Source organism: Bacillus sp. FJAT-29814, from assembly GCF_001510715.1.
Classification (GTDB): Bacteria; Bacillota; Bacilli; order Bacillales; family Cytobacillaceae; genus Neobacillus.
The window spans coordinates 732,537-747,675 of record NZ_LMTJ01000002.1; the positions used below are offsets into that span (position 1 = coordinate 732,537).

General features: G+C 40.0%; 11 protein-coding genes. 7 read left to right on the forward strand and 4 right to left on the reverse strand.

Features of this window, described 5'->3' with window-relative positions:
* Nucleotides 1-167: 167 nt before the first annotated feature.
* Entirely contained in the window at nucleotides 168-5,873 is a 5,706-nt protein-coding gene (locus AR334_RS07615) for a DUF4350 domain-containing protein (protein ID WP_082692826.1), read from the reverse strand.
* Between the two features lie 297 nt (nucleotides 5,874-6,170).
* On the opposite strand from AR334_RS07615, the gene AR334_RS07620 reads away from it, so the two are divergent.
* Nucleotides 6,171-7,409: a HupE/UreJ family protein gene (locus AR334_RS07620; RefSeq protein WP_066307545.1), complete on the forward strand. Its 1,239-nt coding sequence runs from the start codon at nucleotides 6,171-6,173 to the stop codon at nucleotides 7,407-7,409.
* A gap of 291 nt (nucleotides 7,410-7,700) precedes the next feature.
* The gene (locus AR334_RS07625) at nucleotides 7,701-8,462 is read left to right on the forward strand and encodes a CPBP family intramembrane glutamic endopeptidase (protein ID WP_066307547.1); all 762 of its coding nucleotides are present in this window, start codon (nucleotides 7,701-7,703) and stop codon (nucleotides 8,460-8,462) included.
* A gap of 80 nt (nucleotides 8,463-8,542) precedes the next feature.
* Here AR334_RS07625 and AR334_RS07630 read toward each other — a convergent pair whose 3' ends face one another.
* Nucleotides 8,543-9,502 carry a YafY family protein gene (locus AR334_RS07630; protein ID WP_066307549.1) on the reverse strand — a complete coding sequence of 320 codons (960 nt, stop codon included), beginning with the start codon at nucleotides 9,500-9,502 and terminating at the stop codon, nucleotides 8,543-8,545.
* 109 nt (nucleotides 9,503-9,611) lie between these two features.
* Here AR334_RS07630 and AR334_RS07635 point away from each other — a divergent pair, with 109 nt between their 5' ends.
* Entirely contained in the window at nucleotides 9,612-10,091 is a 480-nt protein-coding gene (locus tag AR334_RS07635) for a GyrI-like domain-containing protein (protein WP_066307553.1), read from the forward strand.
* A gap of 14 nt (nucleotides 10,092-10,105) precedes the next feature.
* Entirely contained in the window at nucleotides 10,106-10,570 is a 465-nt protein-coding gene (locus AR334_RS07640; RefSeq protein WP_066307556.1) for a phage tail protein, read from the forward strand.
* 94 nt (nucleotides 10,571-10,664) lie between these two features.
* Here the strand turns inward: AR334_RS07640 and AR334_RS07645 are convergent, their stop codons facing one another.
* Complete coding sequence (locus AR334_RS07645) at nucleotides 10,665-11,864, reverse strand: MFS transporter (protein ID WP_066307560.1); 1,200 nt, start codon at nucleotides 11,862-11,864, stop codon at nucleotides 10,665-10,667.
* Nucleotides 11,865-12,036: 172 nt separating this feature from the next.
* Between AR334_RS07645 and AR334_RS07650 the strand changes: the two genes are divergently transcribed.
* Nucleotides 12,037-12,924, forward strand: a complete 888-nt coding sequence (locus AR334_RS07650) for a LysR family transcriptional regulator (RefSeq protein ID WP_066307563.1) — start codon at nucleotides 12,037-12,039, stop codon at nucleotides 12,922-12,924.
* 156 nt (nucleotides 12,925-13,080) lie between these two features.
* Here the strand turns inward: AR334_RS07650 and AR334_RS07655 are convergent, their stop codons facing one another.
* Entirely contained in the window at nucleotides 13,081-14,061 is a 981-nt protein-coding gene (locus AR334_RS07655; protein WP_066307565.1) for a tRNA-dihydrouridine synthase, read from the reverse strand.
* Nucleotides 14,062-14,307: 246 nt separating this feature from the next.
* On the opposite strand from AR334_RS07655, the gene AR334_RS07660 reads away from it, so the two are divergent.
* Together AR334_RS07660 and AR334_RS07665 are read left to right on the forward strand one after the other, a co-directional pair.
* Nucleotides 14,308-14,664, forward strand: a complete 357-nt coding sequence (locus tag AR334_RS07660; protein ID WP_066307567.1) for a helix-turn-helix transcriptional regulator — start codon at nucleotides 14,308-14,310, stop codon at nucleotides 14,662-14,664.
* Nucleotides 14,664-15,113: an SRPBCC domain-containing protein gene (locus AR334_RS07665; protein ID WP_066307569.1), complete on the forward strand. Its 450-nt coding sequence runs from the start codon at nucleotides 14,664-14,666 to the stop codon at nucleotides 15,111-15,113. Before AR334_RS07660 ends, AR334_RS07665 begins: the two co-directional genes overlap by 1 nt.
* Nucleotides 15,114-15,139 lie beyond the last annotated feature (26 nt).

Sequence of the window (15,139 nt, forward strand, 5' to 3'; positions counted from 1 at the left end):
AGCAGAGGGAAAATCATTTCATTGACCCCATAAAAATCTCGATACCTCAATTATACAAAAAAGACTGCCGGCAAACCCGAAGCTTTTCGAATTTGTCGACAGTCTGAAGGCTCAAAAGCTTACCGCTTTCGAGCCTTTTCTTGATAGACAGCCTAATTTCATTTACCTTATTTTTTTATATTTACTTTTGTAACTGAGCTTATATTGCCAGCCTGATCCTCCGCGTAGACAGAAAGTTCATTCTTGGCTTCTTGCTTAGCAATTTCAACTGAGAATCGGCCTTTTTTATCTGCTACGGCGCTGCCGAGTATTTTGTTGCCATCTTTCACCACTACGATCGTACCAGCCTCTGCTTCACCTGTTACCTTTGTCGTATCAGCAGTTATTTTATCCACTTTAGGTTTTTTTGGTGCTGTTTTATCAATCGTAAATTGTATTGTTGTTACATTTCCTGCTTCGTCTGTTACTACTAATGTATAACTTCCTTCTGCAGTGACCTTCGTTCCGCTTGCAAACTTTTTACCATCTAATTTTGCTGTACCTTCATTAAAGGAAATCGTGACATTATAATTATAGAAACGATTGTTTTCTACTCCACTAACAATTGGTGCTGTTGTGTCTGTTTCTATTGGATCAGCCCCTGATGCTTGTGTACCGATTAATTCTCTAGTATCTCTTACACGTATCCGCGTTCCTTGGGCAAATTCACCTGAAAGTCCAACGGCTTCTAATGTATCACCCTTTGCGAGAACGGGTACAGGAACATTACTTTGGTTCACAATGTAGCCATCCGTAAACACTAACACATCTCCAGAACCATCATTAATAACATAAGAATTTTCATCAAACTTCGATACTACCGTTCCTTTTACCTTCACGAGAAGTCCTTGGTTGGCAGCAGATGTTGCTTCACCAGTTGGAACTACTTTTGGTTCAAGAGGTTCACCAGTACCGATTTTAATAACATCTTTAGAGAAACTTGTAAACTCTAATTCTTTGTTATTATCAAATGTCTTAATGTGGCCATAAACACGTACTTTATCTCCTGGTTTTAAAGAACCATCTGGAACTTCTTGGAATGCCATGATACCGCCAGTTTCCTCCTGTAAATTGAAAGCATCAAAGAAAACGCCTGCTCCAGTAGTAACCGTACCTTCTACAACAACATCTGTATCATCCGCTAGTTTTCTAACATCTTCAATCTTAGAAACCTTAGCTTCACGATGTGCTAACCAGTTTACTGCATTTATTGTAAGTTCATCATTTCCTTTAGGTTCAAAGGATTCATCCATTTGTTTGTCATTAAAGATGTTCATACCAGAAACAATAATTCGCCCATTATCAATTTCCTCTGATGCGATTAACGGAATGGCTGATCCGCCCGTCTCATCGGAAACTGCATCATACGTATATCCATCTTTAATATTTCCTTGGTAGGTCGTTTCATTTCCTTTCGCAAGGATTGTAACCGTACCGCTTTCTGTTAGCGGCTGATTATTATCCCCAGACAAGCTCGTTCCGCTATAGTAATCGACAAACGATACGCGGTCCGTAATATAATTGGAAACTAATCCTGGATGGACTCTGACTGCATAAGGGCTTACCTTTGGATCACTCCAGAAGTTTCCGGCTTTACTATCATCAAATACCCCATCGTTGCCTATTCGGATAGCTGAGCCAATATCTGTTAACAATCCATTATTAATAGTAGGGTTTGTACTGTTATTGCTTTTTCCAGCCATTAATAAGGAACCGCCATTTTTCACAAACTTGGCTACTGCAGCATTTTCATCAGCAGTAAGTGCTGTTCTTGCATGTGTTAGTACTAATACTTTTACAGTACTTAATACTTCATCAGTAAGTGCTGCTTTATTTTCCGTTACAGTGTATCCTTCTTTTTGAAGCATAAGTGTAAAAGCTTTTAAGTTATCCTTATACGATCCACTGTCAGCACTTGTATTTTCGTTGCCGTGAGCAGCATCGATTAATACATTAATTCCAAGTGGTTCTTTAATTTTTACCGGTAATGTATATTTCACATCACCGATATCAAGACCATCAGTAGACGTTACAATCACAATTAGCTGATGATCGCCTTTTATCGGGCTAGTCCATGTAGCTGTTGCTGTTGCTGAGCCCTTCGTTAAAATAGATGAAATGTTATTTGTTCCGATAAAATTATCAGATTTCACTTCATCATAGTAGAAGTCTACCTTTAGGTTTTTAATGGCTTCCGTACCGTTATTGGCAACCGTTGCCGTTAATTTAGAAGGATTGCCTCCAATAATAACGCCACCATCAATATTAATATCGTTCACTTTTACATCGACAGATTCTTCTTTTGACCAGATTGGTGAAGAATAAATTCGTTCGCCATCCATTTGTGTAACTTTAACGACAAACCATTGCTGGCCGCCTTCTACCGTGTAGGATGGGTTCCATGTGAAGTCTTTTTCCATAGGAGAAATCGAATCCACTATTTTTCCACCGTTTGAAATCAATTCTACTTTTGCAATTCGATCATCTGATTTGTAAGCAGTCGGAAGATATTTATAGTCGCTATCATTATGTGCTTCGGCTACAAGGTCGCTTCCTTTAATGTCAAATTTTAATGTTTTGCTATCAACTGTGGAACCCATATAGTATCCGTTCGCTAAAACATCCAGCGTGAAGTTTGGATCTTCTTCCATGTACACACGCATATTACGCATTGAATGAAGAAGGGATTCTTGTGAAAGATCGTCTGCAACGATAACAGTACGAGCATTTACTTGGCCCCAGGTTCCTTCATGATTGTCTTCACCATAAGTTGGAGCAACATGCCATCCTAAATCTAATGCCGAGAAGAATTTACCTTCAGCATTTGCATAGCCATAATGGCCAGAACCATTTCCAACCTCTAACATCGTAAATAATTTATCTACGTCTTTATTGTATGGTTTAAAGCTGTTAAAAGCATTTGCAGACATATCTGGGTGGTTAAATTGGCCAACGATATAATCGTAAGTCATTACCCATGCATAATACTGACTTAAATCTTGGTACTGCTTACCATTAATATTTCGGTCGATAAAATTATCTGAACCGAAGATGTTTGAGTGCCCCCATGTAGTAGAGGTCATTTCAAATGCTGGGAATACAACATAATCACTTTTTGTGTATTGTTTGGCAAGGTCTTTTGTTAATTGCCACTGATCACCACCAGTACGCTCCTGCATCCCATCACGAACTACAGTATCAGTACCCAGTTTTTCAGGGTCAATATCATGTGAATGGTCTGAGAATGCAAACCAATCGTAATGGTGGGCTTTACCCGATTTTAAAGCATCCTCAGGTGTACCCGCACCATCATGTGAGATGTTAGTGTGGTTGTGCGTTGTACCACGGTAGTGATTTCCACCTGTAAAACGTGGAACGATTTCAAATGTCCATTCTTTTTCAGTCAGATTATCTCTTCCGTCTTTTGCTGAAACTTTCACAGTGTGCGTTCCAAGTGAAAGATCTGTTTCAGGTGTATATTTTACTTGTGTATTGCTAATTGTTGCAGCGGGTGCTGCTAGCTCAGTTCCATCCAACCACATGTGAACTGAACCTTCTTTAATGCCACTTGGGTCATTAATCAAAGCAGAAATCTCAGGTTGTGGACTTTCTACTTTCGTATCATTTTGCGGTGTTTCACCGCTAATTACTGGACCAACAGTATCATCAATTACTTTTACTGCATATGGCGCTTCACTTGTTCCAGCTGTTTGTACCTGCTCTCCAGATTTTGCCTCAATATAATAGTCGAATCCATTTTGAGGTACATTAGCTACTGGCAATGTTACCGTATAACGTCCTTCACTGCCTTTACCCATTGGCAATGTAGTATATTCAGAAGTACCAGTTGCTCTGTAGTAAACTGTAACTGTTTCTGCACCATCTGCATTTGCTTCAAATTCTACATCTGCGCCTTTGTAAACTTCTGTTAACGCTGAATGTGTAATACCTAGAATCGGAGCAATATCATTAACATCACGAGGGTAAAGCTGGTACCCGTTAGTGGCTGACACATTTGTAGTATATTGTCCTAGTACACCTGTAACAGTATAACTTTTACCTATCACAAGGTCAGTATCAGGCTTAATATCAGTTGCTCCCATAACCCGCAATGTGGTTGCCTTATTATTTTCATCTACAAAAGTAACATTATAGTTTGCACCAGTAACTGCCACAGCCGAAACTTTACCTGTTACAGTTACTAGGCTACCTTCAAGCGGCTCTGCCACTGCATACGTATTTAAGTCATTAATTGTAAGAGTTTTTGCTTCCGGTATCGGGTTACCCTCACTAATTTTCACAATGGAGGTAGGTTCAAATTCTGTTAGACCATTGTAATAAAGTACTTTACCCGTAACACGTAGTTTATCACCTTTGAGAACTTTAAAACCTGCGTCTAATGAACCACTAAAGATATTAATTCCTGCTGTATCATCTTGAATATAATAGTTCTGCTTTTGAGTTCCAAGAATTTGGGTGTCAACTGTGGCAACACCTTCAACCGTGAAGAACTTATTTAGGTTTACAGCCTGACCTTTAGCATCAGATTCCCGTACATCTTTAATTTGTGAAAGCACAGTCGTATCAGCTTTTGTAATAGATACAGCTGCACTTTCTAACATGTTTCCTTTAGCACTGCTTGATAATTGTGTCACATAAACCGTATCAGGAGCATCATTAATCGTAATAGAAAAATCACCTGAAGCAGTAGCTTTCGTCTCTGTTGTAACTAATCTTTCAGCAACGCTAGCTTTATCATTCGGATAAACATTGATAATCGAGTTAGCTACCGTAGCACCTGCGCCACCAATTAAAGTACCAACACCATTATTTATCACATAACTTAATTTTTCTTGCGCGATAGGTGCACTTGCTTTTGCTGAATCTATTTGGATTGCAGCACTTTCATCCATCTCGCCCTGCAAGGCAGAAACAAATACCGATGTTAGTGCTTTATCAGATGAGAAACTTATATCAAAGGAACCATCACTTTGTGCAGTCGCTGTCGCGAGCGCAGTTCCTTTGGATGCACTTTCATATACCTTAACCGTTGAACCTGGTTCAACAGCATCAGCTGTACCATTAACAGTTATTGCAGTTCCTTGTTGCACAAATTGAATATTCATTCCTTTTGGTTGCAAGCTTGTGACTGGAACCATTGGAACTTCCGTTGGGCTTGCAGTGTTTCTTGGTGCAGCAACAGCTCCTACATAGAAGTCTGCTTCGTTATCATCCGTATCCCAAGCGTTCCCTTTTCCAGGAGCTGGGTCAACGTTTGCATATGGTCTACGTTGGGCGCTTGTTGTATTTGATAAAACCTTTGTTGCTGCAGCACCCTCAAAGGAAGTGGCGGAACCATAACCAACAAAATCAATGGCACCATCTGGTGTTGCTCCACTAGCTGCAGTAGTATTGTTTAATAAAGCCACTTTTCCGTTTGTACCAGCCATAGCGATTGAGCCCGAAGCATCTGAAGTTGGGATATCACTACCGTTTGCACCGCCTGCTTCCGAGATCAGATAATAGCCATAAGCCGGAATTGTGCCATCTAACGGAGTCACTGTCCATGATGTTCCAGCAGCGGATGCATACTGTACGGACCAATTTGTAAGGTCAATTGGTTTATCTGTAGGATTGTATAACTCGATAAAATCCTTATTGTAAGGAGCCCCCGAATTGCCTCCTCCCCCAAATACTTGCGAAATTACAACATGGCCAGCCTGCTCTGCATGAGCTTCACCTATTAAACTACTAGGCAAATATGTGCTAATCAATAGAAACGCTGCCGTAGACATACTTGTCCAACGCCTGAACGTTCGATTTTTAATTGTCATCCATTAACCACCCTTTTGTTGTAAATTGTGACATGTATGCAGACAAGAAGATAATTTTGATCACCCTTATCTTCATCCCTTCATTTTGCCACTGCTTTAGTCTACAAAAATTATACTAATATATCATTAATTTATTGTAAATCATTGTAAACAAATGTTAAAAAATTGTAATTTCGCTATATTTCCATATACAAATACCGATAAAATATGTTTATATCTATATGAAAATAGTTCACACACCCATTCCACCTTTACTATAAAACTATCAAAATATAGTATTTTAGGAGGTTTCATATTTTGGCGCATTTCAACAAAGTTCAACAACTCTTGAAAGTCAGATCTCTAACTCTGTTGTTATTCACTTTTTTATTCCTTTTCTTTATTTCCTTCCCTTCAAATACGTCAGCACATGCATATAGTGCTAGTTATACAACTATTAAAATGGATACTAACAATACAGAGATGATATTTTCTATCGACACATTATCCATTTTAGAATTAGTACCAGATATTGATAAAAACAAAAACTGGATTCTTGAATCATCCGAAATTGAAAAGGGAAAACACCATATAGAAGAATTAATTACAGAAGGTCTTACACTTGATAAGGGGAATAAGGAACAAACACCGAACATTAAGAAAATGGAAATCATCGAGAAGGAAAATAAAGAATTTCTTTCTACAACTATGACCTTTCCAGTATTTTTCCCTGGCGACACACTTATTTTTAATGATGGGTTTTATTTCCATGATACAGGAACCAATTACATCAATCTCATTTCAGCATCCTATTTTGGTGAAACAAGTGAAGCCGTATTAGAAGGGAAAAACCGAACTTGGACGATGTTAATCACAGAAGTTCAGCAGGAACAGTCATCCAATGGAGAACAAGCGGCTCAGCAAGTACAACCATCTCCTGGAGAGCAACTCGACCAGACGACTCCTAACCAAAAACAATCTGAACAAGCAAACCCAAGCCATACAGCAACATCATCTTCCTGGCTTTCATTTTTGAAACTTGGAATGAGTCACATTTTAACAGGCTATGATCATTTACTATTTCTACTTTCACTTCTCATTGCCAGACAAACATTTAAGCAGATTGCAACAACTATTACTGCTTTTACGATTGCTCACAGCATTACATTAACCCTGACAGTATTAGGCATCATTGACATCCCTTCAAGTTTCGTAGAACCGGCCATTGCCCTTAGTATTTGTTATGTAGCTTTGGAAAATATTTTTCGTCAAAAAATTAGCTATCGTTGGGTCATAACATTTGTTTTTGGGCTAATTCACGGAATGGGCTTTGCTGATATCCTGAAAGAGATGAATATACCAAAAAGTAGTTTAGCCATTGATTTAACTAGTTTTAATTTTGGAATTGAAATAATCCAACTGGCCATCGTCTTTCTGCTATTGCCGCTATTATATTTTATCTATCGATCAAAGCATTCTAAGAAAATTATTATGATTGTTTCCATTTTTGCTTTCCTTTTAGGTGGAGCATGGTTAATTGAAAGACTATTATTTTAAATGAACATTGCGAAAACATATGAAAGTGCCCGACTTCTTATTAAAATAGGGCACTTTTTTTGATATAGGTTAATATCCCATTTACGAATGAAATAAGAAAAAAGTTCCTATGGCAACGGCTTCTCACTGCAGCTTTATACCGTTTTTAAGAAAAGTAAATACCGAGATATAGAATCTGGTTGAAGATGAAAGGACATTAAAGGTTTGGAGCGGAGGATTTCATTCGAAAAAAACCTAGGCATCGCCTATATTATTCCTTATGATAAAAATAAAAATAGTAAGGGGATACACATGAGGTATTTTGTTAAAGTACTTGCAGGTTTCATTATTCTGGATTTATATTTGAACATTGGGATTGCGAAATCAAGTCAATTTTGGCTACAGGTTTTATTAATAGTTCTGTTTTTTCCATTATTGAAAGCACTTCTATATATAACCAAAGCAAAAGAGTATAAAAATATTGGGATCAGCTTTCACTCAAAGTGGTGGAAGAATTTGATAATTGGTTTTAGTATCGGGTTTTCATTTTGGCTTATAAAGTACATGATGGTTTATCTTTTTGGGGGACTCGAGATAAAGGGCATTAAACCATTTTCGGAATTAATTATTTCACTTTTGATGGTTATGCTCACATTTTTGGTCGGCTCTTTTCTAAACGAAATCATTGTTAGGGGATATATATTTGGGCATTTGAAAGAAAGGATTCCGGTGAAATGGGTGTTTATCATCTCTCTCTTACTTTATGCTCTAGACGACTCTTGGAATGAAGGATTCAGTATCTCCAACACGTTATTTTCATTATTCATAGGACTCTCTTTAACCTACACCATTTACAAAACAGGTTCCCTTTGGGCAGATACCGGTATTCATTGGGGGTTGAACGTCTGTTACGGCATCTTTAACGGAACCCTAGGTAGTACAGATTCAGGAATCATCATGACAAAATTCAAACCGGAGTCCATGCCTATAGAAATCATCAGCTACATTGTCCCTCTGCTGATGTTTTTGTTTGTATATTTGCTGCGAAACAAATTTGTACGGAATAATGTCTAGGTTGACTTAAATATCAATGGATTTAAATAACAGATGACCCCTCTCCTATACAGGGATCAACTTCTTATAATCGCTTAGGCTTAGTAAAATATGGATATTCTCTCTTGTAAACCTTCTAAGACTTCTTTTGGCATTTCTATGACTTTGATGTCACTCCCTAGGAAGAGCAGCCAATTGGTTATTTCCGTCAGTTCTTCAGAATGATGAACATTGATAAAAGTCTTTAGTATGGCGGTGGTTTGAAAAGGGTCTGTATAGGAAATAGATATTTTCAAAGGGTGATATTTCTTAAACTGGGCAATGGCCGTTGGACCAAGTTCAAGGACAAGGTTGATGACTTCTTCCTGCCCACTTAGTTTTTCTTGAATCTTTTTCTTGCTTACTCTTTTTTTTGTCTGGTAGGGGTTGACATCGATGAGATGGTCGACAAGAATGATCTTCATTTTTTCTTCCTTTAAGTCAAAGCCTTCAATCAGCCAAAAGCCTTTTTCACGATAAAGATGCAAGAGATAAATGGGATAATCCTTTTTTTCCTTCGCTTCATGGATGGTAATCATTAAATGTTGATCCACAAGGAGGAGCCCGATGAGTCTTTCTAACATGGGGTGCGGAAGGTCCGAAAGCTCCAGCAGGTCGGGATTATTGGGATTAGTCCCTTCGAAAAGCAAGATTTCATTTAAATGAACCAAGTCATCCTGCTGGTTTTCTGAGATAAGGCCCAGCAGTTTCTCTGCTAGTGACTGACGGCTTTTTAGGTAGGGGAGCTGTTGATTTCTTGTGGCCATAAAGGCAACAAAGAGTGCTTTGACCTCATTATCAGTAAAGCGGACAACCGGAAGGACAGAGTTTTGCATAACAAAATAACCCCCATCCCTTCCAACTTCAGCGACAAGCGGCATTCCCATGGCCTCAATTTCTCTGATATCACGGATAGCCGTCGAACGAGAGACGTTAAATTCGCGCATGATTTCAGAAATGGTAAAGTGGGAGCGGTTATTTATATACCGCATGATTGTATTAATTCGTTCAACTTTTTTCATTGGAACTCCTAAACAGTATCATTTTTTGACATGGTTCAACGCTATTATAAACTCATCAAGTAAAAAAACAAATAACTTGATTAAAATTACGAAAAGGAAGGTTTTGAACATGGCCAATTATATTTTAGAAGAAAAAGACAGCTTTACCGTTTTAGGGATTGGGACTGAGCTTCAGAGTCATTACACGGATTATGCAGGAATTAATAAGGAAAAGGCTGATTTTTGGGAGGCTGTCAAACAAGATGGAAGGCTTGACAGTTTAAAAGCAATCGCCTCAAATGATTACATCTTTGCTGTAAACGAAGCGGTAAATAACAAGATGATGCATTATGCCGGCGTCATGACAGATGCCTCGATACCAGAAGGAGACAGACTGATCCAATTTCCTAAGGGAGAATATCTGGTAGTCAAAGGAGAAGCGCAGAATGCAGATGAACTGCATACTACACTTACTGGCATTGCCTTTGGTCAAGCATTGGCAGAAGTACAGGATTTTGCCTATGTTGGCGGGCCCAATACTTCGGTATTGATGGGGCAGCGGGACGGCTTAGTCTTTGGTGAAATGTGGATTCCGGTTGTGAAGAAATAAAGATACATGGAGTGATGAAAATGATCGTTGATTTTAAAAATGTGTCTACGGTTGGATTAGAATCTTCCCCCGTAGCAGAAGCACTTGCCGGTTTACGCGCTAATGAAGCTCGGTACTTTATGAACAAGTATAAGCATGAATTTACAGTTGTACCAGCTAGCGAGGCCACTGAGACCCTTGAATATGTAAACCGAATTTTGAAAGAAGAACGTGATATTGAGTTTTCGGCCAAACCGTTAGAAGTATCGCGGTTTCAAGTGGAAAATATCGATTGGACTTATGTCTTTTATGAGGATGGTCTTTCCGTCAATGTCTTGTATACGATCGATGACCCAAAGAAGCGTGCCGTTGGGTTTAAGCTTTCTGATGGTATGGAGGTTCCAAAGGAGCTAGAAGGGAAGTTTAAGTTTGCCAGGCAGAAGTCTAAACTTGCCGGAACCATTCGGGGCTCGTATTTTGTTATAAAAGGAAAATATTAAAGTAAGCAAAAAAGTGCCTAGTCACGTCCGAATTATTTCGAAATGAAACAACAAATTACGGGTAGTGACTGGCACTTGTTTTAATTAATCTCCATTAATTATACTCTTCGACTGCATAGCGATCTTCATTTTTCTTCCTGCCCGCGAAAGCGAAGTAGGCAAGCCCTCCTACGACTATGAGGACGATTCCAAAGAGAAAAACACTGCTAAAGCCGAATGATTTTGCTGCTATTCCTAGCACGAATGCACCAATAGCCATTCCTAAATCCATTGAATTAAAAAACAATGAATTGGCAATTCCCACACGATGTTTGTCAACAGAACTAATAATCTGTGTTTGGAGGATTGGTGTAACAGAGCCATACCCAATCCCAATGACCGCGCCTGCCATAATCATAATGACTGCTGTTTGGGGCAGTGAAAGCAAAACCATCCCAATGGCAAATAAAACAATACATGGATAAACAATTTTGTTTGCCCCGTAACGGTCGGCCCAAACACCTGTAAATGGGCGGAAGACAAACATTAAGCCCGCATACAGAATAAAGAACGTACTAGCTGCTTTTACAAGGTTAATTTCCTGTGCATACAAAGCTAAGAAGGAAGCAATACCGGAGTACGCGCAAGCTAAAAGAAATATGACAAGCGCAAATGGCGCTGCTTTTTTGTCAACCAAATCATCGAGAACAAAACTTTTATTTTTCTTTGAAGCTTTTTCTGGCTGCTCTTGCTGTGGAACATGAATGACCATTGATAGGAAGACATTTATGGCTGAAATGACAATACAAAGAATGTAAGATGTGTTGTAGGCGCCTATATTCGCTAAGTTAAGACCTATAACAGGACCAATAACCATCGCTAATCCCATTGCTAACGAAAACCAGCTCAGTCCTTCTCCACGTCTTGAATCTGGGATGATTTCAGCACTGATTGTTCCTTTTACAGTGGTGATGATCCCAAAAGTGATGCCATGAATAATCCTCAGGATAAATAATGACCAAATATTGTTTACAAATGGATAAAATAATGTGGCAATTAAAAATGCTGTTGCAGAATAAATGAGAATTTTCTTTTGAGATCCTATACTTACCCACTTACCAGCAAATGGCCGAATAACAATAGCCGCAATTAAAAATAATGTTAATAATAAACCGGCCTGATCGGCACCTCCGCCAAATTCCTTCGTTAATTGAAGTGGAAGTGCTGTTAACAAGATATAAAATGCTAAAAAGATAAAAAAGCTGATAGTAGTGATATTTATGAAATCCTTCGTCCATATTTTTGGTTTATCCATCTAATGCTTCCCCCTCAAATTTTCTTCTGTCATTTAACTCATCAGTACTTGTGTTTTCTTAAAACAAAGTCACTATTCAAGTATACGCCCCTTTGCCATGCACACATAATTGTCTTTTTCATACCACCTATGCATAATGGTAATATCACAGTGTGACAGAGGGGAATTTCAAATGCATTTTGAACAACTTTTTTACTTTCAAACAGTAGCAAAACATAATAGTTTTACAAAAGCCTCCGAAGAATTAAACCTTTCACAGCCAGCGCTAAGTCGTTCTATTTTGCGGCTTGAAGAAGAAATCGGTGTCCCTTTACTTGAAAGAAAGAGCCGTGGGGTGGTTTTAAACCAATATGGGAAGGTTTTTCTCGAGTATGTAAACCAAGTATTATCAGAAATGAAAGATGCAAAACAAAAAATCCATGATATGGTGGATCCAAACCATGGGACCATTTCACTTGCTTTTATCCAAACACTTGGTTCGAGTTTTGTCCCTGATTTAATCAGTGATTTTCAAAAGGAATTTCCAAACATTCAATTTCAATTATCTCAGAATATTTCAAGCAAAATTTTAAAAGAAATACACGCCGCTAACATAGATATAGGCTTCTGTTCGCCGCTGGAACAGCATGAAGGTCTGTGTTCCGTTCCGGTTTTGTCCGAAGAATTATTCCTCATTGTTCCAGCATCCCACAGGTTGGCGGAAAAAGAGCGGATCAATTTAAGTGAAGTAGCTGATGAGCCATTTATTCTTTTCAAACCTCAAACAGCCTTACATGATTTAATAGAAAATCTCTGCCATGAGGCTGGATTCCACCCAAGAAAGGTTTTTGAAGGATATGAGGAGAGGACAGTTTCTGACTTAGTGGGTGCCAATTTTGGTGTTGCCATTGTCCCGCACATACCTAACCTGGACAAAAGTAAAATCTCCATGATTCAGGTGCAATCACCAAAATGCTTTCGGGTCATCCAAATGGTATGGAGAAGAAATGGATATATGTCTCCTGCCGTAACAAACTTTAAGGAATTTGTGGAGAGGACGGGCTATAGAAATGACCAGTGAATAAATAATAAACGAAAATCTTAGGTTTTTTCCTCTCTACTAGACATGTAAAAAAGCCCAGTCATGATATAACTGGACCATACGTTTATTCTTTAACTGCTTGCATCATCTCTAACTGGGCAGACAGTTTCGCTTTAACCTTGAATGGGGACACTTCTACTGTTCCACCCCATCAAAATTCTTAGACATAAAGTGATCAAGCATTTCGCGCACTTCATCTGTGGACTCTGTGTTCATTAATTGATTTCTTAATTCACTCGCCCCACGAAACCCTTTGACATATATCTTGAAAAATCGATGAAGCGCCTTGAACGGACGCCGCGTTAAGGATGAATATTGATCATGGAGGTCCAGGTGCAACCTTAAGAGATCAAGTAATTCCTTACTGCTATGTTCTTTCGGTTCTGTTTCAAAGGCAAAGGGATTATGGAAAATTCCGCGCCCAATCATCACCCCATCCACATCATATTGATGGGCGAGCTTCAGGCCAGTTTGACGGTCAGGAATATCCCCATTGATCGTCAAGAGTGTATCTGGTGCCACTTGGTCACGAAGTTTCTTAATCTCCGGGATCAGCTCCCAATGAGCAGGTACTTTGCTCATTTCCTCTCTTGTACGAAGATGAATGGAAAGGTTGGCAATGTCTTGTTTCAATATGTGTGTCAGCCAATCATGCCATTCATCTATATCCTTGTAACCAAGCCTTGTCTTTACGCTTACAGGCAATCCTCCAGCTTTTGCCGCTTGTATTAATTCTGCTGCCACTTCAGGCCGGCGGATTAGGCCGCACCCCTTCCCATGCCCTGCCACATTCGGTACCGGACAACCCATATTGATATCGATGCCCCGAAACCCAAGTTCCGCCATACCTATGCTCATTTGCCGAAAGTATTCAGGCTTGTCCCCCCAGATATGTGCGACAATGGGCTGTTCATCTTCGGTATAAGTCAAACGACCACGCACACTCTGAATCCCATTCGGATGACAATAACTCTCACTGTTGGTGAACTCGGTAAAAAACACATCCGGTCTAGCTGCCTCACTCACAACATGACGAAAAACAACATCCGTCACATCTTCCATTGGTGCCAGTATAAAAAAAGGTCGTGGTAACTCACGCCAAAAATTATCTTTCATATGGTAACTCAAATCCTTTCATTATGGGATACATGGTCTACCTATTATCCCAAAACTCAAAACCAGATTATCCTTGGTTCTTTTACACTTATACCATGCCCAAGCACATTTTATCAAACTGATTGCAAAATTCACCTGATAAATCCACCACAGATTTTGATATCCTGTTAATTAAGGTAAAGAGTTGAAATGACTAAGCATTGTGGTATATAGTTTAATCAAATCCTTAATTAAGGGGTTGCTTAATTGACTACAAAAGACACACTCAGCCTTATCTTTGCTGCGCTTGCCGATCCGACGCGCCGAGATATCCTTACCAGGCTGTCACAGAGGGCAGCGACAGTCGGGGAGGTTGCCGAGCTTTTCGAGATAAGCGCACCCGCAATCTCCCAGCATCTCAAAGTGCTGGAGCGGGCAGGGCTGATCGAACGGACAGCGAACGCCCAGTGGCGGACCCTGACATTGCGCACTGAGCCTCTCGATGAGGTATCGGCCTGGGTCGAGAAGCACCGCGGCGAGTGGAACCAGCGCTTCGACGCACTGGAAGAACACCTCAAGACCATGACCGCAAATGAAGAACTGTTTACTAAAAAGGAGGAATAATGAACATGTCAACATCACCACCGGAGTTCACCATCTCCCGCACCCTGAACGCCCGCCGCGAACTCATATGGCGCGCCTGGACCGAGGAAAGGGAACTAGCCCACTGGTTACCTTCGACACCCCTAGAATCCATCTCCTTCGATGTCCGCAAAGGCGGACTCTACCGCTACACAATGGTCAACATCGAGACTGGCGAGGAATTCCCGACAGGAGGCGTGTTCCTCGACGTAGTACCTTTCGAACGGCTTGTCTTCACCTGGGGTTACCCCGATGCGCCCATCGAGGACTCCCCTGTCGTGACCCTAACCCTCACTGAACACGGTGACCGCACCGAGATGAACTTCCATCTGCGCGGATTCGCCGGACATCCTGGTGATCAGTACGTGTACGACGGCTGGTCCGATGCGCTCGACACCCTGACGACACACCTGAGCGACCAGAAGCAGTAGACGGTGAGTAAGAACAGAGAAGGACC

What these genes read in the sequence shown, in the direction of transcription:
- AR334_RS07665 (WP_066307569.1), top strand. Translation starts at nt 14,664, where the DNA reads ATGAACATGTCAACATCACCACCGGAGTTCACCATCTCCCGCACCCTG.
- AR334_RS07655 (WP_066307565.1), bottom strand. Translation starts at nt 14,061, where the DNA reads ATGAAAGATAATTTTTGGCGTGAGTTACCACGACCTTTTTTTATACTG.
- AR334_RS07615 (WP_082692826.1), bottom strand. Translation starts at nt 5,873, where the DNA reads ATGACAATTAAAAATCGAACGTTCAGGCGTTGGACAAGTATGTCTACG.
- AR334_RS07640 (WP_066307556.1), top strand. Translation starts at nt 10,106, where the DNA reads ATGAAAATGATCGTTGATTTTAAAAATGTGTCTACGGTTGGATTAGAA.
- AR334_RS07625 (WP_066307547.1), top strand. Translation starts at nt 7,701, where the DNA reads ATGAGGTATTTTGTTAAAGTACTTGCAGGTTTCATTATTCTGGATTTA.
- AR334_RS07650 (WP_066307563.1), top strand. Translation starts at nt 12,037, where the DNA reads ATGCATTTTGAACAACTTTTTTACTTTCAAACAGTAGCAAAACATAAT.
- AR334_RS07635 (WP_066307553.1), top strand. Translation starts at nt 9,612, where the DNA reads ATGGCCAATTATATTTTAGAAGAAAAAGACAGCTTTACCGTTTTAGGG.
- AR334_RS07645 (WP_066307560.1), bottom strand. Translation starts at nt 11,864, where the DNA reads ATGGATAAACCAAAAATATGGACGAAGGATTTCATAAATATCACTACT.
- AR334_RS07630 (WP_066307549.1), bottom strand. Translation starts at nt 9,502, where the DNA reads ATGAAAAAAGTTGAACGAATTAATACAATCATGCGGTATATAAATAAC.